Origin of the sequence: Paracerasibacillus soli, from assembly GCF_042432965.1 — a bacterium.
GTDB classification, from domain to species: Bacteria; Bacillota; Bacilli; order Bacillales; family Amphibacillaceae; genus Paracerasibacillus; species Paracerasibacillus soli.
This window is the reverse complement of sequence record NZ_JBHLWL010000067.1, coordinates 60,444-83,859: the sequence shown is the minus strand read 5'-3', so window position 1 is coordinate 83,859 and position 23,416 is coordinate 60,444. Positions and strand designations below refer to the sequence as shown.

Below are 23,416 nucleotides of genomic sequence, written 5' to 3'. Positions count from 1 at the left end.
ACTAGAAAAGCATGCTAGTTCAAAAATTTTATGTTTTTGTAATGTAAACACTTTCAATTTTATTCGATTGTAATGAAGCCTGTTATATACTCCAAGTGTACAAAGAAAAAGTCGCCATTATTTATGAAGCGAGACGGCGTATAAGTGCTTGTTCAAATACCATTACAATGAGAAGTTTGGACACGCGCGATTACTAAAATTCTTACACGAGGTGATAAAGGTGATTCATACAATTATTAAAAAGAATTCTTATCAAGATTCTATTAACCTTATGCTCCTAACTAATGCAGTGGCTGCTACAGATGGAGTAAACAAAGTACAAATTATGATGGGAACACCTGCAAACAAAGATATTTTTAAAGGTGCAGGATTATACACGAAAGAATTAGAGACAGCTGAATCTAACGACATGGCGATTGTATTGGATACAGATGATGCTGGAAAAGTAGAAGAAGTATTGGAGAAAGTTGACCAATATTTACAAGATCAATCCATTAGTGGTGGGTCTGAAACATTTGAAACTGTACGTACTTGGGATCGTGCGAAAAAAGCATTACCAGATGCAAATGTAGCACTCATTTCTGTACCAGGACAATATGCTGCAGAAGAAGCGCATCAAGCACTAGATATGGGACTTCACACTTTCTTATTCAGTGATAACGTGTCCATGGAAGATGAAGTTGCATTAAAGCAAAAGGCACATGAAAAAGGTTTACTCGTTATGGGACCTGACTGTGGTACTGGAATTTTAGATGGGATACCGATGGCATTTGCTAATGTTGTAAATAAAGGGCGTATCGGCATTGTGGGTGCATCTGGAACAGGTATTCAAGAAGTAACAGCTATTATTGATCGTTCAGGTGAAGGTGTAAGCCACGCAATTGGTACAGGTGGACGTGACTTAAAAGAACCAATTGGTGCGATTACGATGATGGACGGAATTAAAGCATTAGAAAATCATAATCAAACAGAAATTATTGTTGTTATTTCTAAGCCGCCAGCAGAGTCAGTACGTAAAGAAGTAGAAGCACTTCTTCAAAGTTTAACAAAACCTGTAGTAGCTATCTTCCTTGGTGAAAAGCCAACTAAGCATGAAGGAAATATTTATCAGGCGTATACATTAGAAGAAACAGCATTAATCGCAGTAGATTTAGCGAAGAAAAATGATATAAGAGAAAACTATGCTGACGGAGATTATTCAGTGGATCATGCTGAACTTGCAGAAGGCCAAAAGACAATTAAAGGATTATTTTCCGGTGGTACATTAGCTTCTGAAACAGCTGTCTTAATTTCTGATGCACTTGGTTTAGGTAGTCATATTACAAACGTAGATGGTTATGTCCTCAAACAAGATGGGTATGAAGTTGTTGACCTTGGAGATGACAAATATACACAAGGTAAACCACACCCAATGATCGATCCAGAAACAAGAGCACGTTTTATTGAGCAAGCCGCAGATGATCCAAGCACAGCTGTAGTTGTCCTTGATTTCGTACTTGGCTATGGGTCACATGATGATATGGCAAGTGCTTTACTTCCATATATTCAAAAAGCAATTGCAAAAGCAAAAGATCAAGGTAGAACATTACATGTTGTCGCATCTGTTTGTGGTACAACAAATGATCCACAAAGCTATAGTGACCAACGTAAAAAATTAATTGATGCTGGAATTATCGTAAAAGATAGCAATAACCAAGCAGTACGTACTGCTTTAAATATTGTAGGTCTTAAATTAGAAGATCCTAACAAAGTACTTGTTCCTTATGAAGGGGAAGTGAAAGATTTCGATTTAACTGTCTCTGAGGAAATTATAAATCTACTAAATAATAAGCCAAGCATTATTAACGTAGGATTAAAGAGTTTCACGGATGCAATTATAGCTTACGGTGGCCGTGTCGTACAATACGACTGGAGACCAGTTGCTGGCGGAAATGAAAAAATGAGAAAAATCTTGAACTTACTTAAATAAAAAGTAAACGAAGTTATGAATGATGTTGCTGCTGGATTCCTATGCGAAACAACATATGAATCCAGCTCCCTATAAAACACTAGGAGGAAATGAATATGAAATACAATTCGGTTACAGAAGCAAACGAAGCAGTTGTTGAAAAAATCGTAAATTCTGCTCCTTTTCTAATTGATGTTGTACCTGCAAAAGATAAAATAGATGAATTAAATAATGGAAAAGTATTGTTACATGCAGGTCCACCGATTAAATGGGAAGACATGACAGGACCAATGCAAGGATCATGTGTCGGCGCTGGCCTATTTGAAGGCTGGGCTGAAACAGAAGAAGAAGTTCGCAACATGCTTGAAAATGGAGAAGTAACATTCATCCCTTGTCACCATGTTAACGCTGTAGGTCCAATGGGGGGAATTACATCAGCTAACATGCCAGTATTCGTTGTTGAAAATCGTTCTGAAGGTAATGAAGCCTATTGTATTATGAACGAAGGTATCGGAAAAGTACTTCGTTTTGGTGCATACTCCGAAGAAGTAGTCAACCGTCTACACTGGATGAAGGATGTTCTAGGTCCGACCATTGCAAGAGCTCTAAAACTTACAGAAGATGGTTTGAACTTAAATGTAATGATTGCTAAAGCAATTACAATGGGAGATGAATTCCACCAACGTAATATTGCTGCGTCCTTAATTTTCTTAAAAGAAATTAGCCCATATATTGTTCAACTTGAAATGGATGATAAAGATCAAAAAGATGTTATTCAATTTTTAGCTGATACAGATCAGTTCTTCTTAAATATTGCCATGGCAACAGGTAAAGCCGTAATGGATGGTGCAAGAACAATTGAAGAAGGTACTGTCGTTACAGCAATGTGCCGTAATGGGAAAGACTTTGGTATTCGTATTAGCGGTATGGGTGACGAATGGTTTACTGCGCCGGTAAATACACCAGAAGGACTATTCTTCACAGGATATTCCCAAGATGATGCAAACCCAGATATCGGTGATAGTGCAATTACAGAAACATTTGGTGTCGGTGGTATGGCAATGATTGCAGCTCCAGGTGTTACACGTTTTGTTGGTGCTGGTGGTTTCCAAGATGCACTTAAAACAAGCGACGAAATGAGCGAAATTTGTATGGGACAAAATAGTAACTTTACGATTCCTACATGGGATTTCCAAGGTGCTTGTCTCGGAATCGATGCTCGTAAAGTTGTTGAAACAGGTATCGAACCAGTTATAAATACTGGTATTGCTCATAAAGAAGCTGGAGTTGGACAAGTTGGAGCAGGTACAGTACGTGCACCGAAGGAATGTTTTGAAAAAGCATTAGAAGCATATGCTAAAAAACTTGGCCTAATCTAAAGAAATGAACAAAATGAACAAAACTATTTATATAGAGGAATATGCACATAATATTCCTCTTTTACTTTCTAACAATGACACCGGCTTTATCCATAGTGTATTTAATAACGGATTAAACATTAAGATGGGCAATCGATTATTATTTATCGGAACAACAAAAAATGGAAAACTACCATTTGGTGCACATCTTGCAAAAGATAAGTATTACGATTTATTAGTAGAGAAAAACAGCCAATTCCCAGTGAAATGGATAAACGAACAACAAACACTCATTTTTAATGATGGTGAACTGATAGTATCTTTTGAAAAGGCAAATGTCTATGATTGTACGATGCATGAAAGAGGAAGAATAAGTGAAATGTGTACACGTTTAGAAACTGTATTAGCAACGTTATTAAACGATGATGACACAAAGACTGGCCTAGATCTATCAATTGAATCATTTGTTTTAAATTATTTACAAGCAAACCGACTAGAAATGAACGAAACAGCAAATCAATTAGAAAAACTAGCGGAAACGTTATTTGCTAAAGATAAAATGAAGTCTGAAGCAGCACTTCGATATGTGTTAGGAAGAGGAAAAGGGCTTACACCTTCAGGAGATGATCATGTTGTTGGCTTATTAGCTGTACATGCTGCAAGTCATGCTTTCACTTCTACTTTTCCAAAAACTGTTTTATCTTTAGTAGAAAATGAGTCTATTACAACCGATGTAGCAAAAGAATATTTATATTATGCGGTACACGGTCAGTTTAGTAGGACTGTTACGCAAGTGATGCATGATTTAATTCATGATGAAGCACAATTAGAGACATCGTTAGAACGCTTATTAGAGGTTGGTCATAGTTCTGGTGTGGATACGATTTTTGGAATTTTACTAGGCTTACTAGCATGGAGGAGGAAACAAGTATGTCAGAAAAAGTAGTTATCGCTCTTGGTGGAAATGCCATTTTACAACCAGGACAAGAAGCGACGTATGAAAATCAACTAGAAAATGTACGCAAAAGTAGTGAAGTAATCGCACGTATTGCAAAACAAGGTCATAAAGTAATTATTACACATGGTAACGGGCCACAGGTCGGAAATATTTTACGACAAAATGAAGAAGCAAAAGCAGTTGTTCCTGCATTACCACTAGATGTTTGTAGTGCAGAATCCCAAGGGTTCATTGGTTATATGATGGAGCAAACATTGAAAAACGAGCTACGTAAAGCAGGTCTTGATCGTGATGTTGTAGGAATTTTAACGCAAACTGAAGTGTCATTAGATGACCCTGCGTTTCAAAATCCTGATAAACCAATTGGTGTCTTTTACGCAGAAGAAGAAGCAAAGAAATTAGCGGAAGATAAAGGATGGGTAGTGAAAGAAGATGCTGGTCGTGGTTGGAGACGTGTTGTTCCTTCACCTATGCCACAGTCTATCGTTGACGCACCTACTATTAAACGTTTAGTAGAATCTGATGCAATTGTTGTCGCTTGTGGTGGCGGCGGAATTCCAGTTGTGAAAAATGAAGACGGTACATACAAAGGTGTTGAAGCCGTTATCGATAAGGACCGTAGTGGTTTCCGTTTAGCTATTGAAACGAAAGCAGACACATTCATGGTACTGACAGATGTTAAAAATGTGTACGTAAACTATGGTAAACCAGACCAAAAAGCTCTTGGTAATATCTCGTTAGAAGAAGCGAAAAAATACCAAGCTGAAGGCCAATTCTCAGCAGGTAGCATGGGTCCTAAAATGGAAGCTGCTATTAAATTTGCAGAACTAGGTGGCAAAGCAATTATTTGCTCACTTGAGGAAGCGGATTTAGCAATGGAAGGTAAAGCCGGAACACAAGTTCATAATTAATAAATCGATATGGTATTAGTCTGCATACCCATGTAGCTACTAATACCATCTTTATATGTAATGAAAAATGAGGAGTCAATCGGCTGTATCCGGTATGATATTTTAACACCCTCCACATCATGATTATAAAGGTTTGTATGCAGCTTAAACTCACTAACATCCCGCCCTAGATCAAGAGTTTCCAGGTGGGTTAAAAAATGATAAGTGAAGGACGCATAGTCAATGAAAACTCTATTTGTTTAATGAACAGTCTGTTAGGAGCATGCGAAAATCCCGCGATTGTAGGTGTGCTTTATTTTTAGAAATATTATCTACATTTATGCGAAAATTATCGTTGTTTTGTAAAAAAATAGTATATAATTTATATAAGATTTTTGTAAAAAAATGTATTCTTATCGTTTGCTTTTGATTGGCAAATATTTTATTACCCTGAACACGCTAGCATACATCAAAAGAGTGGCATGTTAACAATAATGGATGGAAGGGAGGAGAAATAGTTGCAGAAAAAAACCAGAACGTTTAAAAAGGAACTAATTCTATCGTTTTTAACTATTACACTAGCGTCAATTGTCATTCTTGGGGCGTTTCAAATATTTCAATTGTCGAACCTTATGGAAGAAAGTAAGGAAAAGCAATTTCAGTCTACTATTTTCTTAGATGATTATATTGAAAATTATATACAGAATCATCAAAAGACAATTGAAATGCTAGCATTTAATATTGAACCATTGTTTAAAAAAGGCGATTTTTCTGCTATTCAGGAACGCCTCAAACAGATAAAATTGAAATACCCAGGTTTTGTTAATTTATATGTAGGAAATGGAGCAGGAAAGTCACTTGTCTTTTATCCAGAGCTATATTCGGACGGTGCTAAACGGGAAAATCACGATTTTAGTGATCGCCCCTATTATCAAGAACTCCTTCAAACGAAAAAACCCGTGTTGTCATCCGTATTTCATGGGCGAGTTGGCACTAATATCATGCTTGTTACAGCTGTTGCTCCAATGTTCGATGAAAAAGATAATATGATTGGCTATGTATTAGGAGCATTTGATTTAAATGCTTTAGCAGATGATGTGAAAAATCGTATTAATGATGAAAAAAGTTTTGCGATTGTATTAGATCAAGATAATAATGTTGTCGTCCACCCTCATGTTGATACACGTGAGCAACTTGTAAATTTGACGGATTCTGATTTAGTGAAAAGCTTGGCAAAGACGAACAATCGCAATAGCGGTGATTATATTGCGTTAGAGAATGGAGAAGATCAATATTTTACGTATACTAAAAATAATGAATTAGGGTGGAAAGTATGGATTGGAACCCCCATGAAGTATATAAATGATACATATGAAAATTCGATTTCCACAGTTTTGTTATTTGCCCTTTTAACGACGGTCATGATGATATTGGTTAGTTTCTTTTTCGCAAATCGTTTTGAAAAGGCACTACAAAATGTATTGAACTATATTAAACATTATAAGGATTATACACGCGGTTTTAAAACAAAGCCTACATTTCCAGATTCACAGCGGGGTACAACAGAAATAGTAGAATTATATTATCATTTTGGTAATTTAATTGAGGAAGTGGAAGAAAATCGCCGTGGACTTATCAAACTAAACAAAGAATTAGAAGACCGCGTAAAAGAAAGAACAGTTACTTTGGAAAATAAAAACATGGAATTAAAGGCAGTAAATAAGTTAATTACCTCTGTTTCGACAGAGCGAGATTTAGCACAGTTTATTCAACATTGTCTGGTACAAATTATGCCGTTTATGGAATATGCAATTCATGTTATTTTTCAAAATATCGCCGTTACTGCTGAGAAAATTACTGCTATTACGGAATTGGAACATTATATAGCTAGTAAAGTTGTTGGGGAACAACATATGGAACCAATTCAAATTGGGAAGAATTTACGAGGCTTTTTAGTCGTTGATTTACAATCGAATAAAAAAATAAATGCAAGTGAACAAGAGTTTTTAGAAACATTTGCAAGCTCACTTGCCATTATGTTAGAAAATAAGTTTTTATTTGAAAAGATACGTAATAAACATGCTGAACTTGAGGCTATTTTAGAAAGTATGTCAGAGGGATTAATGTTACTCAATAATAAAGATGAGGTTGAATATGTAAATGAGTACTTCCAACAAATTGTATCATCTGATTCACATCTTCAACTGGTTGATTTGTCGGGTATGTATAAACGATTTGAGGAACTCTTCCTCATAGGTGAAGAGGAATTAAATGATTTTATGGAGCAAGATGAAGCGGAATTAAAACTAGAGCATATGGAAAGTAGTGGTAAAATAAAGTCATATATGCTGCATAGTTTTTCTGTCGTTCTCGATGAGCAAATGATTGGGAAAGGGTTATTGTTGCGCGATATAACAAAAGAAGCTGAAATTGACACATTAAAAAATAATTTGATTTCCTTAACCTCACATGAATTTAAAACACCAATTACGAATATACGCGGTAGTGTTGAAACGCTATTACGTACAGATGTTCAATGGGAGCCAGAGTTTGAACGTGAACTACTAGAGGGTGTTCATGAAGATATAGAGCGAATTCAACATTTAGTAAGTGATTGGATGGATATTTCAAAAATAGAATCAGGATCGATGTATATTGAGCGAAATATGATTCGTGGAGATCAAATAATTGAAGAGTCCCTACAACAAATACCGAAAGAACTACAGAAGGAAACAGAAGTTACATTCGTAAATAACTTACAAGAACCTACCTATTTTTATGGTGATAAAATTAGGATACAACAAGTACTCGTTAACCTATTTATGAACGCCATTCGCTATAATGATGAATTAGTGAAGAAAATAGACATCGTGTTAGATAAGACAAACGACCATGTGACGATATCCATTTCAGATAACGGGATTGGTATTTCAAAAGACCATATTGAAAAAATATTTACCCGGTTTTATCAAGTCGATGTTACTGCGACACGGAGAACAGGCGGTACAGGATTAGGGCTTTCTATATGTAAAGGAATAATGGAAGCACACCATGGCAAAATCACTGTAGAAAGTGAACTGAATAAGGGAAGTACGTTTACATTGTTATTCCCATTAAGGGAGGAGGAAGAATAGATGAAAAATCAAAAAATCTGTATAGTCGATGATGAACCAAAAATATTACGCTTTGTGGCCGCAAACTTACGTTCCATGGGATATCAAGTTTCTACAGCTAGTTCAGGAGATGAACTGCTAGAAACATATGATTTAATTTCACCAGATTTGATATTATTAGATATCATGATGCCTGGGCATGATGGATTTTACGTGTTAGAGAAACTGCGAAAGTTCACGAATGTTCCCGTTATTATGTTGACAGCGCGAAGTAATTCACAAGATAAAGTACAAGCATTAAATGTCGGGGCAGATGATTACTTAACAAAACCATTCTCTCTTGATGAACTATTTGCCCGTGTTAATGCTGTATTACGAAGAAGTCAACCGACAATACCAGAACAACAATTAACGAACAGCTCCATCATTACAACTGGGGAGTTCTCGCTTGATATTGCTAGTAAGCGTAGTTGGATCAACGGTAAAGAATTTAAATTGACCTATACCGAGTTTTCTTTAATGGAGATTTTGGCATTAAATTTAGATAAAGTAGTGCAACACGAAACATTACTAACAGACGTATGGGGACCTGAATATCGCGATGACATTGAATATTTACGCGTAGCAATTGCAAGAATACGCAGAAAGATGAAAGAAAAATTAACAAATAAGGAGGAATATATCGTCACCTATCCAGGACTTGGCTATATGTTAAAAAGTATCCAAGTAGTAGAAAGTTGATAAATTAAACATTGTAAAACTGTCTAAGTCAATGATGAACACTTCAGACAGTTTTTTTATATGGGAATTACTAATATTTCTCGTCAAAGTATGACAAATTTCGCCCCACACATCCTTCTTTTGCGAATAGGTTCTTTCTTTTATTAATTTTTATGTTTTTGTAATGTAAACACTTTCATTTTTATTCGACTGTAATGCATTTTATCGTATATTTCAATTATGAAAGTAATCGTTGTTATTCATGATAAAGACATATAATTTAGGAGGAAAGATTATGGGAGAGCCAAATGGTAAAAAGGAACTTATTCCGTATTGGATCAAGGCAGTTATTGTATTCTTTTTAGGCTGGGTAGCTATCTATGCAACACGCTCAGTACTTAATCCAGTTATGGACGATATTCAAGGTGAATTTGGATTATCAGCAGCACAATTAGGTATGATTAGTAGTATCTTCTTTATTGGGTATGCAGGACTAAACGTTCCATCAGGTATTTTAGGAGATAAAATTGGGAAGAAAAAGGTTCTAGTCCCAGGTGTCATTCTCTTTGGTATATTCGCTGCTGTAACTGGTATGATGCCAACGTTTGTCTTATTTATGATTGCGTGGTTACTAGTTGGGGTGTTCCAAGGATTCTATTATGGTCCACAGTACGGACTATCTTCTGAAGCTATTCCACAAAAACATATTACTGTTGGTAGTGCAATCATTAACAGTGGGATGGCATTTGGTTTATCCATTGGTTATTTCGTTTCAACCTACACTGTCCAAACACACGGTATGAGCTGGAGAGCACCTTTTTATATCATTGCGATTCCGGTTGTCTTAATTGGCCTTGCAATGTGGTGGATTATTAAAGACAAGCCAAAGACAAAAGAACAAAAAGCACAAGAAAATGGCGGCCAGAAACTGAAAGTGAAAGACCTATTTAGTAGAAACTTAATTTTTGCTTACATTACAATTTTCTGTGCAATCTATGCATTCTTCGTAGTTGTAACATGGATTCCTTACTATTTACAACATGCACGTGGTATTGATGGTACAGAAGTTGCAGTTGTTTCTTCTTTAGTTCCATGGGCAGCAATTCCAGGTTCCATACTGTTCAGCTGGGTTGCTGATAAAATGGGAAAACGTCGTCCTGTATTATTAGTAATGATTCCCCTTTCCATTATTGCTATTGTGAGTATTGTTGCATTTGATAGCATGTGGGTTTTATATGCTGCGTTAATTGGTTACGGTATTTTTGGTAAAATTAGTACAAACCCTGTTTTAGTTGCAGTTGTAGCGGATAACGCTCCAAAACATGCGTTAAGTACAGCGTTTGGTGTTTATAACTTTATCGGAATGTGTGGATCAATCTTAGCACCATATATTACTGGTCTACTAACTGATATTACCGGAACATTAAATGCTGGCTTTTACTTTGCAGCTATACTATTAGCCATCGCGTTTATCTCGGTACTATTTATCGACGAAAATCACCGACGGAATGTAGAGGATGCAGTAAATTAAATAATCGATATATGTTAAGGTTGGGATAGAAGGGGCACAGACCCTTCTATCCCAACCTTTTTGTTATGCCAAAGAAGAAATACATATTTAAAAAGGTGTTTTTATAGCTAATGAAATGAGATGTAAGTTTTTTGTGCTTCATACGGAAACCGTTTAAAAAAAGTCTTACTGTAATCGGATACTTTTCAACCTTCGCTGTAAGATAGTAATGAAAAGCCGGAAACATAAATAAGATAGATATTACATAGTAGAATGCATTGCTGTTTCATTTATTCAAAGTGATTCACTCATTTCGTTATGATAGAATAAAGAAAATCATAGCTGGGGCATAATAATTGAAGAAGAAAAATGTGTCAGGAGGCAATTGAACTTTTGGCAAAGCATATATCCCGAAAGTTGGTTTAAACTATAGTAAAAATATAGAGGTGGTAGACCATGGCAGATAAGGAAACATTTATATTAGCAATTGATCAAGGAACGACTAGTTCACGGGCGATTGTGTTTAACCATCAAGGAGAAGTGGTGAGTGTGGGGCAACGAGAATTTGAACAATTCTTTCCACATCCTGGTTGGGTAGAACATGATGCAAATGAAATCTGGACATCAGTTTTATCATGTATGACGGATGCACTTCGTAAAGCAAATATTAAAGCAAGCCAAGTAGCTGGAATTGGGATTACAAACCAAAGAGAAACGACAGTCATCTGGGATAAGCAAACAGGAAAACCAATTTATCATGCAATTGTTTGGCAATCACGACAAACAGAAGATATTGTGAAGGAATTACGTGACCAAGGACACGATGATTTATTTCGTGAAAAGACAGGACTTTTATTAGACCCTTACTTCTCTGGTACAAAGATAAAGTGGATATTGGACCATGTAGAGGGAGCCCGGGAAAAGGCGAAAAATGGTGATTTGCTGTTTGGAACAATTGATACGTGGCTTGTATATAAATTATCTGGAGAGAAAACACATATTACCGATTACTCGAATGCATCAAGAACGCTTTTATATAACATTTATGACTTAAAGTGGGATGAGGAATTATTACATATTTTAGACATACCAAAAAGTATGTTACCAGAAGTTCGACCATCTTCAGAAATTTATGGTTCTACACGTAATTATCACTTTTTTGGTGAAGAAGTACCGATTGCAGGTATCGCTGGTGATCAGCAAGCAGCATTATTTGGGCAGGCATGTTTCGAAGAGGGTATGGCAAAAAATACGTATGGAACAGGTTGTTTTATGCTGATGAACACAGGTGAAGAAGGGGTACGATCTAAAAATGGCCTCTTAACAACATTAGCATGGGGGCTAGATGGAAAAGTAGAATATGCATTAGAAGGCAGTATTTTTGTTGCAGGTTCGGCCATTCAATGGTTACGTGATGGATTGAGAATGATTCGTCAGTCACCAGAAAGTGAGAATTATGCAAAACGTGTAGATTCTGCTGAAGGGGTCTATCTCGTACCTGCGTTTGTCGGACTTGGCACTCCATATTGGGATAGTGAAGCACGGGGGGCAATGTTTGGCTTAACGCGCGGAACAACGAAAGAGCATTTTATTCGTGCCACATTAGAATCGCTTGCGTATCAAACAAAAGATGTCATTGATGCGATGATTGCTGATGCACATCTTGATCTAAAAACATTACGTGTTGATGGTGGAGCCGTAAAAAATGATTTTCTGATGCAGTTTCAAAGTGACATCCTTGGTGTTCCGGTCGAACGTCCTGAAGTCCAAGAAACAACAGCGTTAGGGGCTGCTTATTTAGCAGGGTTGGCAGTTGGATTTTGGCAAGGAAAAGAAGAGATTGCGCAGCAATGGAAAGTAGAAAAAACGTTTCAATCAAAGATGGATGATGAAAAGCGCACAACATTATATGCTGGCTGGCAAAAGGCAGTTGAAGCAACAAGGACATTTAAAATATAACAGAAAATCATTTTTGGGAAGAGGGGAAAATAATGGAGAAATTAAAAGGTAAAACAGCTATTGTAACAGGGGCAAGTAGCGGTATTGGTGCTACAATAGCAAAACAGTTAGCAAGCGAAGGCGTAAATGTTGTATTAGCAGCCCGTAGTATGAAAAAGTTACGGGACATTGAACAAGAAATTAACACGCAAACTCATGGGAAAGCACTAGCAGTACAAACAGATATGGCTAGTAAAAAACAAGTGGACGACATGGTGCAACAAGCTGTACATACTTTCGGATATATTGATATTTTTGTTAATAATGCAGGACAAATGCTCACAGGAACAGTGACATCAGGAAAAGTTGAACAATGGGAAAAAATGATTGATGTTAATATTAAGGGGGTACTTTATGGCATTCACGCGGTATTACCATCGATGCTTGAACGGTCAACGGGTCATCTTATAAACATTGCATCTGTATCAGGATTTGAAGTAACAAAAAATAGTACTGTTTATAGCGCAACAAAATTTGCAGTTCGTGCGATATCAATGGGCTTGGAAAAAGAATTGGCGAAGACAGGTGTCCGGGTGACAAATATTTCCCCGGGGATGGTGGACACGAGATTAAGCAGCAAAAGTACGTGGGGAAATGAGCGGAAGAAATTAGCTACCCAAGATATTGCAAATGCAGTTGTCTATACTTTGACACAACCAGAGTATGTGAATGTGAATGAAATAACGGTCAGACCTGTATAGGGGAAAATATGAATAATCATGTATACATTGAAAGCCTTCTAACGATAGTGTTTAGAGGGCTTTTAGACTTTAAATAGTTTGTTTGTGCCAGCATTTTACTATGCTGAAGGGGTTTTCCTAAAATGGAGTAAAAACCGCTCACCCTATTACGGAATAATCTATATTATATTGACTTTTTTAAAATTACTAATTACCATATTGATAATGAAAGGGGTGGAAACTGTTTAAGAATGGGAAAGATATTTCTTATAAAAATTTTTATTGAAAGGAAAAGGGTGAAGATATGAACATACAATTACAAGGTGATTATGATAATTTATTAAGTGGACTACAAGCATTGGAAAAGGAATACAATTTTACATTAACAAAAGCAGGGGAGATTGAGCTGACCTGTGAGCAACATGAAGAGAATGAAATACACATTTCGTATGATAATGGCCAGGCCCATATTACGTACCAGAAGAAAAATCAGTTCTTCCGGGCCTTTAGTATTTTATTAGAAAAACTGCAAAGTGGGGAAGAAACATTCCACTTATCTGAGACACCACAATTTCAAACAGTTGGTCCAATGTTCGATTTATCACGAAATGCGGTGTTAAAGGTCGAAGCTTTCCAAGAACTCCTCCGCAAACTTGCTGTCATGGGGTTAGATAGTGCGATGCTTTATATGGAAGACACATATGAAATAAAAGATGAGCCATATTTCGGTTATATGCGTGGAAGATATTCTCATGAAGAGTTAAAAGCTTTAGATGATTATGCAGCACAGTTCGGAATTGAGCTCATTCCTTGCATCCAGACGCTTGCACATTTAGAGGAATTTTTGAAGTGGGATGCGGCTTATCATTATAAAGATACTCGTGGTGCTTTAATGCTTGAACAAGAAGCAACATACAAGTTACTTGATAATATGATTCAATCCGTAACAGCACCATTTAGAAGTAAGCGCATTCACATTGGGATGGATGAAGCGGAAGAACTTGGAAGAGGACGCTTTTTAAATGAACATGGATATAAAGCGAGATTTGATTTAATGGTTACGCATTTAGAAAAGGTATTAGAAATTACGGATAAGTATGGTTTACACGCGATGATGTGGAGCGACATGTTTTTAAAGCTTGCTAATAATACTGGTGATCGTTACGATAAGTCAACTGAGTTGTCAGACTACATTGTTGAAAAGACGCCAAAGCAAATTCAACTCATGTACTGGCAATACAACCAAACAGATGTGACACATTATCATCATATTATCGAGCAACATAAGCGTTTTCAGAAGATGCCAGCTTTTGCAGGAGGTATGTGGGTATGGAATACATTTGTACCGAACTATCACTTGTCATTACAAGCGAGTGAAGCTGCTTTAACATCCTGTAAACAACATGGTGTAACAGATGTCTTTGTTACGATGTGGGGCGATGATGGATTTGAGAGTAACTATTATGTTGGTTTACTAGGACTGCAATATTATGCGGAACACGCCTATGCTGAAAAACTAGATGAAGAGAAATTAAAACAACGTGTGAAATTTTGTACAGGTATCGACTATGATTCTTTCGTTCAATTAAATAAATTAGATACGCCACCAGGTGTAGAAGAGAATAATGTAGATCAAACGAATCCTTCTAAATTTTTACTGTGGCAAGATGTATTACTTGGTCTGTTTGACAAACATATCGAAGGATTAGATTTGCAGACATATTATGATCAAGTCGCAAAAGAAATTAGTGATGCTAGACAAAAGGAAAATCCATTAGATTATATTTTTGCTGTTCCTGAAAAACTAAGCCGTGTTTTAGCATTAAAGGCAAGTATTGGTCTAAAATTAAAACAAGCATATGATGAACGGAATGTAGATGAACTCAATGAAATCATGAATAAACAACTACCTGAAATTATTACACGCGTTAAATCATTACGTGATGCACATCGCTCGCAATGGCTACAAATGCATAAGCCATTTGGCTGGGAAGTAATTGATATTCGTTATGGTGGATTAGTTAATAGACTCGATACTGCAATCGATAGAATCAAGCAATTTTTGAATGGAGAAATTGAAAAAATCGATGAGCTAGAACAAGAAAGATTATATTATTCACCAGGGGTAGAAAACTCTACAGGTCTTGGTTGGTGTAGTTATTATTATCGTATGGCATCACCAAACGTATTTTTCCATGTACTCCCTATTTATTAATACATGTAATGAAAAATAGTAAGACCGCCCTTTTGAAAATGCTCTTTAAAGGAGAAGATTGCAATGAGTAAGCAATATGAGCTATTTGTTAGTTGTTATGGTAATAGTGATGAAGAAACAATTCATTGGCTAAAATTTGACGAAACGGAAGAAGCTATTCATCATGTATCATCATTTTCTGGCGTGGAAAATCCATCATTTGTAACTGTAAATGATAAAGCAGACCGTCTCTATGCAATTAGTGAAGTCGACCAAGGAGAAGTGATCAGTTTTGCTATTGATCATCATCAGAATCATCTGACAGAAATGAATCGCCAGCAAACTAAAGGGGGACCTTGTCATCTCATAATCGGAGGAAAGACGCCCCATTTATTTACTGCTAATTATGGTGGAGGTAGTGTCATTGTTCACCGTTTGCGTGACACAGGTGAAATAGAAAATGAAACAGATTTTAAAGCTTATAACGGTGTAGATAGTTCCGTCATTTCCCATGTCCATATGATAAAAAATGTTCCAAACACAAACTATTTTGTTGCGACGGACCTAGGAAAAGACAAACTATACTTTTATCAGCTTTTGGAAGAAGAAGGGAAATTAATCGACGTGTGTAGCCAAGATTTGCCGCAAGGTTCTGGACCAAGGCATATCGCTTTCCATCCTCAGCACAATAAGATGTACGTCATAAACGAGCATCGTTCTACTATTTTTGTGTATACTTATGATTTGCATGAGAAGATCATAAAACTTGAACAAAAAATAGCAACATTACCTGAAGACTTTCATGGTAAGAGTCATGGAGCAGAAATTCAGTTATCAAGTTGTGGAAAATATTTATCTGCATCTAATCGTGGGCATGACTCGATTACAAGTTTCCAAGTTTTACAAGATGGTAGATTAGAAAAAATCTCGGATATTTCGGTTATGGGAAATTGGCCAAGACATTTTCTAGTTCTTCCAAATAGTAATTATGTGATTGTAGCGAATGAACATTCTCATGAACTTGTTGTGATGAAAAGGCAGTCAGATGGTAGTTTAGAAGTAACAAATGGACGTTATAAGTTGAATAGACCGGTATGCGTCCAAGTATTAAAATAGAAATCTAGTACCCCAGACATGTCTAAATTTAAAATCTAGCGATGAGAAATTAGTGAAATTATGGAAATGAAAATTTCCATAAAAAAATTTCGTTACAAACATTATAATGTTATATTGACTTATACAAAGAATAGTAGTATTATTATTTTGAATATAGCTTGAAAACGCTTTCTGAAAAAATATAAGGGGTGATGAAAAGGGTTGTCAAGTAAGGGGTGCATTAGTTGCAATACGTATTATCGCTTATGTTCATAAGCAAATTTCTACCATGAATTTACAGAAAAAATTAATTAATTCAGGGGAGTGATTATTTTGAATAAGAAGTTGAATAAGAGATTACTGCTACTTATGATTGTTATTCTTAGTTTGTTAATATCCGCATGTAGTGACAAAGGAAGTACAAATGAATCAAAAAAAGGTGACGAATCAGGACAAAATGTAAATGAGACTGGGCTACCAATTGTAGATGAGAAAATTGATTTAACTTTCTTTGCAAATAAACCAGCTCAAAACGAAGATAATGATTGGAACGACATTCTGATTTGGAACAAATATAGTGAAGATACAAATATAAATGTGAAATGGGACCTACAAAATCCAGATGCTTTGGAGGAAAAGAGGAACCTTGCACTTGGAGGTGGAGATTTACCAGATGCATTTTTCCTAGCACAAATACCTAATACCGATTTGTTACGTTATGGTTCTCAAGAAGTTTTCCTTCCGTTAAACGATTTAATCGAAAAATATGCACCGAACTTAACTGCTTTAATGGATAACGATCCAAGTATTCGAAAAGCAATTACGTTTCCGGATGGAAATATTTATTCGATGCCATCTCTTATAGAAGAAGATTTCTTATCACTACGTTTAAGTGCAAGACCATGGATTAATGAAGATTGGCTTAAAGAGTTAGATATGGAGATTCCAGAAACGACTGGAGAGTTTTATGAGTACTTAAAAGCAGTTAAAGAATTGGATCCAGCCGGTGGAGGAAAGACGATTCCATACGGTGGAACACATATTCAAGAATTGGTACAGTGGCTGTCAGGTTCATTTGGCGTTATGAATCATGGACCATCAAACGCTAACTTAGATTTAGATCCAAATGATAATAATAAAGTACGGTTTTATGCTACAACAGATGAGTATCGCCAAATGTTAGAGTTTATCCATAAATTATATGATGAAGGTTTAATTGAACAAAGTATATTCTCGATTGAATGGGGACAGTTTTTAGCAAATGCGTCTGAAAACTTATATGCAAGTATGATTTTCTATGATCCTATTGAACTATTTGGGGACGAAATTGGCTCACAATATAATAGTGTTGCAGCATTAGAAGGACCTCAAGGTCATCAATCGTATAATAAATTATCATCTTCTGTTTGGGATCCAGCAAACTTAGTTTTAACAAGCGAGAATAAAAATCCAGAGGCAACAGTACGTTGGATGGACCATTTCTATAGCGATGAAGGTGCAAAGCTTTATTATATGGGTGTTGAAGGGGAAACTTTTGAAGAAAAAGATGGTAAAGCAGTTTATATGGACCATATTTTAAATCCAGAAGGCGACATGACTTTTGAACAAGCAATTGCGAAACAATTAACATGGCTTGGTTCTATTAGTGGAATCATTAAAGCAGACTTTTTCCAAGGTGGGGAATCAGCACCTCAATCAATGGAAGCAGCAGAAAAAATAGAGCCATTTGTACCTGATGAGATATGGCCAAGATTTACTTTTACAGCTGATGAAAATAAATTCCTACAATCAAAAGGTCAAGATATTGCGAAGTATGTAGAAGAAATGCGTGATAAATTTATTTCTGGTGATGCAGACCTTTCTACTTGGGATGAATATGTAGAAACTATTGAAAAACAAGGTTTAGACGAATTGATGGAAATCTATCAAACTGCATATGACAGATACAAAGAAAGCTAATCATTAATATTCCTTAAATTTGAAAGGGAGGAGGGGTCCCCTTGCCCTCCTCCTTATAAATATGAAGCAAGGGAACGAAGTGCTAATCATGTTGGTGAAGTACGATAGTAAAAAGCTCATCTAATAACTTGATATTTCATGGCATACCACCTATGTATAATCCCACCTAGATATATAAGAAATGAATGAAAGTTAGCAGACTTGCTCACCATATGTAATTAAAAAATATTACGATTTCAATTTCGTGAGATTTGGAACTTACAGGAGGAAACAATATGGAGTTGGAGCAGCGTGTAGGTAAAAAAAGAGGTTATAAAATAAGGAAAAATTTCCTGAGAAATTGGCAATTATATGTTTTCCTCGCTCCAGTTTTGCTTTATTTCTTTATTTTTCATTATGTCCCGATGTATGGGGTACAAATAGCTTTTAAAGATTATTTTGCAAACCTCGGAATTCTAGGAAGTCCGTGGGTGTGGTTTGAACACTTTGAGCGTTTTTTTGATTCCTATTACTTTTGGAGACTATTAAAAAATACGATTATTTTAAATGCGTATAACTTAATATTATTTCCATTACCGATTATTTTTGCGCTATCTTTAAATGAACTAAGAAATGGTCCATTTAAAAAATGGTCACAAACGCTTACATATGCACCACATTTTATTTCTGTCGTTGTTGTGGTAGGAATGCTAGTTGCATTTCTAGATCCGAACACTGGCATTATTAACCATCTCATTCGTTGGTTAGGAATGGATCCTATCCCTTTTCTAACGAGTCCAGACTGGTTTAGACATGTATATGTTTGGTCAGGTCAGTGGCAATCATTAGGTTGGGGAACAATTATTTATTTAGCTGCATTAGCTGGCGTAAATCCAGAATTACATGAAGCAGCAAAAGTAGATGGTGCCTCTAGATTTCAGCGAATTATGCGCATCAATTTACCATCAATTATGCCGACAATTGTCATTTTATTCATTTTAAATATCGGTAACTTTATGCAAATTGGATTTGAGAAAGTACTACTTATGCAAAACAATTTAAACTCGGAAACATCAGATATTATTCAAACTTTTGTATATGAAACAGGTATTTTAGAAGGACAATATAGCTTTGCGGCGGCAATAGGTTTATTTGAATCAGCAATTAATATCGTGTTACTCATCACAGTAAATCAGATTGCACGTAAAGTAAGTGAAAATAGTTTATGGTAAGGGGGTTACATGATGGCTAGATTTACGTTATCAGACCGGGCATTTGATAGATTAAATACTATCTTCGTACTCCTGGTTACACTCATTATTATTTATCCGGTTATTTTTGTTGTAAGTGCATCCATTAGTGATCCTCATGCTGTAAATACGGGGAAAATGTGGTTGTGGCCAGTTGATATTACATTCGATGGTTTTATTCGTGTATTTAAGAACAAGGCAATTTGGGTAGGGTATCGTAATACAATCTTGTATACATTTGTAGGGGTTTGTATTCACTTATTTTTACTACTACCAGCAGCATATGCTTTATCACGTAAGGAATTAATGGCGAAGAAATTTTTCCTTTGGGTAATATTATTTACGATGTTATTTAATGGAGGATTAATACCAACTTACTTAGTCGTAAAAAATTTACATATGGTAAATACGATGTGGGCAATTGTAATCCCCGGTGTAGTTGGTGCATGGTCGATTTTGGTTGCACGATCATTCTTTCAACAAACGATACCAGATCAACTTGTCGAAGCTTCTAAGATAGATGGTGCAAGTGACTTTTATTTATTCCTTAGAGTTGTATTACCATTGTCATTACCAATTATTGCGGTTATGGCTTTATTCCATGCGGTCGCTCTATGGAATCAATATTTCAGTGCACTCATCTATTTGTCGGATGAAAATCTATATCCATTACAATTGATTTTACGACAAATATTAATTTTGAATGAAGTAAGTGCAGACAGTGCGGCATCAATTGCAGGAGCTGCCCAATCATTTGCTGATCAGGTGAAAACAGCATCTCTCGTCAAATATGCGGTTATTATTGTTTCTGCATTACCACTGTTAATCGTTTATCCATTCTTACAACGCTTCTTTGTAAAAGGTGTGTTAATCGGTTCTGTAAAAGAGTAAAGGATAGATAAACGTACAAAAGGAGGTAAATAGATGAGTGGATTTGTTGGTGGCTATTATCGTTTTTCACTATGGACAATGCGACTTGCCTATTTAAACTTTTGTTGGGTACTGTTTACAATATTTGGCCTTGTTCTTTTTGGATTTATGCCTGCAACGACAGCAATGTTTGCAGTCATCCGAAAATGGCAACAAGGCCAAGAAGATATTCCGATATTTTCAACCTTTTGGAAAACGTATCGGACAGAGTTTTTCAAGACAAACGGTATTGGAATGATATTATTTGCGATTGGTTATTTATTAATCATTGAATTTAATATACTACGTTTACAGGATAGTATTGTTTATCAGATTGTAAGTTTTAGTGTATTGGTAACGATTGTGATATATATTGTAGTAGTTATTTACTTTTTTCCAATATTTGTTCACTTTAAGTTGAAATTTATCGATTACTTAAAATGGCCTTTCATTATTGGGATTAAACACCCAATCCTAACGGTGTTTATATTATGTGTTACAGGAATTGTTTACTATACAACGTGGATTTCTATTCCGGCCCTGTTGTTTTTCTTCGGGGGGAGTGTAACAGCCTTATTCACATCATGGGCAGTATCCCAAACGTTTCAAATGTATGAATATAACGAAGGTTAATTGAATAAATGAGCGGATTAGGGAGTGGCGAAGGAGCAAAGCATATGATAAACATCCAAGGAGTCAAATTAGTAACTGGAGAAAGAAAAAATATCGTCATAGAAAATAGTCAAATCAAGCAAATATCGGAAAAACCTATACAAGGGGGAGAGATGATTCATGTACCCGAAAATGTCTATGTCTCCCCCGGTTGGATTGATTTACATACGCATGCCTTTCCGAAGTTCCAACCTTATTGCTCACATCCAGATGAAATTGGGTATAAAACAGGTGTAACGACTGTAGTAGATGCGGGAAGTTCTGGAGCAGATACAATCCATGAATTATATGATATTGCGAACGAGTGTATAACCAATGTCTTGGCATTTATAAATATTTCACGTATTGGGCTTGAAGTGAGGAATGAGCTAGCCAATTTAGATGATATATCGTTTGAAGGGATTAATGAAGCCTGTAAAAAATACCCAGATTTTATCGTTGGTATGAAAGCGAGAATGAGCGCAAGCGTTGTAGGTAGTAATGGGATAAAGCCATTAGAAAGTGCACGGGAATTTAGCACAAGATTACATAAACCTTTAATGGTACATATTGGCAGTGCTCCTCCGTCTTTAGAAGATATTGTATCGTTATTAAAAAAAGGTGATATTATCACCCATTGTTTTCATGAGAAAGAAGGAAATAATATTTTTTATGACGGCGGAATACTAAAACCTGCAGTAGAAGCGGCAATGAACCGAGGGGTATATCTTGATGTTGGTCATGGAACATCAAGTTTTTCATTCCATATGGCTAGAAAAGCGAAGGAAATGGATGTCTTCTTCGATAGTATAAGTACAGATATTTATGATCAAAATCGCAAATATGGACCTGTGTATAATATGGCCACAACATTAACAAAGTTTTTAGCCTTAGGTTATGATTTAAAAGAAGTGATAAGGAGTGTAACGGAAGTCCCTGCGAATATATTACATAAGCCAATTCTAGGTAAATTAGCTCCTGGAAAGGTTGCGGATTTAACATTTTTTACAATAGAACAAGCAGAGACAACATTAATTGATTCAGTAGGAAATATATTAGTAAGCCCTGTTCGGATAAAGCCATACGCTGTGATCATAGGTGGTGAATATTATGAGTGTGAATAAATTAAATTTGCGTTACGTTATTAATGCTAGTGGACGTATGACGAAATTAGGAGTATCCACTTTATCAGACGAAGTAGTTTCCGCGATGAAACATGGGGGACAGCACTACTTCGAAATGGAACAGCTTCATGCGGAAGCGGGGAAAGTTGTGGCACAATATTTACATACGGAAGCAGCTTTTTTAACAAATTGTGCATCGGCAGCCATCATACAGAGTGTTGCTAGTCTCATTACGAAGGATTCACAAGAAGCAGTCCATCGGTTACATGATGCAGACCTTGAGTTAAACCGAGAAGTATTAATCATGACTGGGCATGCAATCGATTACGGCGCCCCTATTAAGACAATGATTCATTTGGGTGGGGGAATGGTGAAGGAAGTAGGAAATGAGAATGGCTGTACATTAGCAGATATTGAAAAAGCAATAACAGATAAAACAGTTGCCATGGTCTATGTGCAATCACATTATTGCCAACAAAACAATATGCCGAAATTAGCTGAAGTGTATTCTCTTTTACAGCATAAAGAAATTCCACTCATTGTTGATGCTGCTGCAGAAACAGGATTTTATGATCATCGTAAACAAGCAGATTTATATATTATTAGTGGCTCAAAAGCTTTAAAGGGGCCAACCTCGGGAATTTTAGCTGGAAAGAAAGAGTTTATTCAATATGTTCGTAACCATCAAGTTGGGATAGGAAGAGCGATGAAAATTGGCAAAGAGGCTATTTTCGGTTTACTAAAAGCAATGGAACAATACCCAAATAATGAGCGAAGTGCAGATGAGCAATTAGAGTTGTTACAACCAATAACCGTTTTAAATCAAATTGAAGGTGTGACGGTATCCATACTTAAAGATGAAGCAAAGCGAAATATTCATCGTGCACGCATTACAATAGGTGAAAATGAAGCAAAGTCAGCACAAGATGTTGTCAATTTATTGAAAAATGGCCCTGAAGCAATTTATACAAGAGATTATGGCATCGCACAAGGATATTTTGATATTGATCCACGTTCTTTGCAAATACAAGATATACAAACTATCGTGGAACGAATACAACATATAATGGAGGGGTAAGA

17 protein-coding genes are annotated in these 23,416 nt (G+C 36.1%); all 17 read left to right on the top strand.

The window, feature by feature from the left end:
- The first annotated feature begins 220 nt into the window (after window positions 1-220).
- The 17 genes from fdrA to ACFFIS_RS17160 all read left to right on the top strand — a co-directional run bounded on the left by fdrA (window position 221) and on the right by ACFFIS_RS17160 (window position 23,414).
- On the top strand, window positions 221-1,969 hold the full coding sequence (gene fdrA / locus ACFFIS_RS17240; RefSeq protein ID WP_390188513.1) for an acyl-CoA synthetase FdrA: 1,749 nt from the start codon (window positions 221-223) through the stop codon (window positions 1,967-1,969).
- 95 nt (window positions 1,970-2,064) lie between these two features.
- Entirely contained in the window at window positions 2,065-3,327 is a 1,263-nt protein-coding gene (locus tag ACFFIS_RS17235) for a YlbE family protein (protein WP_390188512.1), read from the top strand.
- Between the two features lie 13 nt (window positions 3,328-3,340).
- Window positions 3,341-4,252 carry an oxamate carbamoyltransferase subunit AllH family protein gene (locus tag ACFFIS_RS17230; protein WP_390188510.1) on the top strand — a complete coding sequence of 304 codons (912 nt, stop codon included), beginning with the start codon at window positions 3,341-3,343 and terminating at the stop codon, window positions 4,250-4,252.
- Complete coding sequence (arcC, locus tag ACFFIS_RS17225) at window positions 4,237-5,175, top strand: carbamate kinase (RefSeq protein ID WP_390188509.1); 939 nt, start codon at window positions 4,237-4,239, stop codon at window positions 5,173-5,175. Before ACFFIS_RS17230 ends, arcC begins: the two co-directional genes overlap by 16 nt.
- 497 nt (window positions 5,176-5,672) lie before the next feature.
- Window positions 5,673-8,288 (top strand): sensor histidine kinase, encoded by a 2,616-nt coding sequence (locus ACFFIS_RS17220; RefSeq protein WP_390188508.1) that lies wholly within the window; start codon window positions 5,673-5,675, stop codon window positions 8,286-8,288.
- Window positions 8,289-9,008: a response regulator transcription factor gene (locus ACFFIS_RS17215; protein WP_390188507.1), complete on the top strand. Its 720-nt coding sequence runs from the start codon at window positions 8,289-8,291 to the stop codon at window positions 9,006-9,008. It begins immediately after the preceding gene.
- A gap of 274 nt (window positions 9,009-9,282) precedes the next feature.
- Entirely contained in the window at window positions 9,283-10,518 is a 1,236-nt protein-coding gene (locus tag ACFFIS_RS17210) for an MFS transporter (RefSeq protein WP_390188506.1), read from the top strand.
- Between the two features lie 435 nt (window positions 10,519-10,953).
- Complete coding sequence (gene glpK, locus ACFFIS_RS17205; protein WP_390188505.1) at window positions 10,954-12,456, top strand: glycerol kinase GlpK; 1,503 nt, start codon at window positions 10,954-10,956, stop codon at window positions 12,454-12,456.
- A gap of 32 nt (window positions 12,457-12,488) precedes the next feature.
- Complete coding sequence (locus ACFFIS_RS17200; RefSeq protein WP_390188503.1) at window positions 12,489-13,196, top strand: SDR family oxidoreductase; 708 nt, start codon at window positions 12,489-12,491, stop codon at window positions 13,194-13,196.
- Window positions 13,197-13,479: 283 nt separating this feature from the next.
- Complete coding sequence (locus ACFFIS_RS17195; RefSeq protein WP_390188501.1) at window positions 13,480-15,390, top strand: beta-N-acetylhexosaminidase; 1,911 nt, start codon at window positions 13,480-13,482, stop codon at window positions 15,388-15,390.
- A gap of 63 nt (window positions 15,391-15,453) precedes the next feature.
- Window positions 15,454-16,485 (top strand): lactonase family protein, encoded by a 1,032-nt coding sequence (locus tag ACFFIS_RS17190; protein WP_320379876.1) that lies wholly within the window; start codon window positions 15,454-15,456, stop codon window positions 16,483-16,485.
- Window positions 16,486-16,797: 312 nt separating this feature from the next.
- Window positions 16,798-18,423 (top strand): ABC transporter substrate-binding protein, encoded by a 1,626-nt coding sequence (locus ACFFIS_RS17185; protein ID WP_390188500.1) that lies wholly within the window; start codon window positions 16,798-16,800, stop codon window positions 18,421-18,423.
- A gap of 275 nt (window positions 18,424-18,698) precedes the next feature.
- Complete coding sequence (locus ACFFIS_RS17180; protein WP_390188499.1) at window positions 18,699-19,634, top strand: ABC transporter permease; 936 nt, start codon at window positions 18,699-18,701, stop codon at window positions 19,632-19,634.
- Between the two features lie 12 nt (window positions 19,635-19,646).
- A complete protein-coding gene (locus tag ACFFIS_RS17175; protein WP_390188497.1) occupies window positions 19,647-20,543 on the top strand; it encodes a carbohydrate ABC transporter permease in 897 nt (298 codons plus the stop codon).
- Window positions 20,544-20,576: 33 nt separating this feature from the next.
- Window positions 20,577-21,194 carry a YesL family protein gene (locus ACFFIS_RS17170; RefSeq protein WP_320379872.1) on the top strand — a complete coding sequence of 206 codons (618 nt, stop codon included), beginning with the start codon at window positions 20,577-20,579 and terminating at the stop codon, window positions 21,192-21,194.
- A 44-nt stretch (window positions 21,195-21,238) separates the two neighbouring features.
- Window positions 21,239-22,336 (top strand): amidohydrolase/deacetylase family metallohydrolase, encoded by a 1,098-nt coding sequence (locus tag ACFFIS_RS17165; protein ID WP_390188496.1) that lies wholly within the window; start codon window positions 21,239-21,241, stop codon window positions 22,334-22,336.
- Window positions 22,323-23,414, top strand: a complete 1,092-nt coding sequence (locus tag ACFFIS_RS17160) for a DgaE family pyridoxal phosphate-dependent ammonia lyase (protein ID WP_320379871.1) — start codon at window positions 22,323-22,325, stop codon at window positions 23,412-23,414. Before ACFFIS_RS17165 ends, ACFFIS_RS17160 begins: the two co-directional genes overlap by 14 nt.
- Window positions 23,415-23,416: the final 2 nt, after the last annotated feature.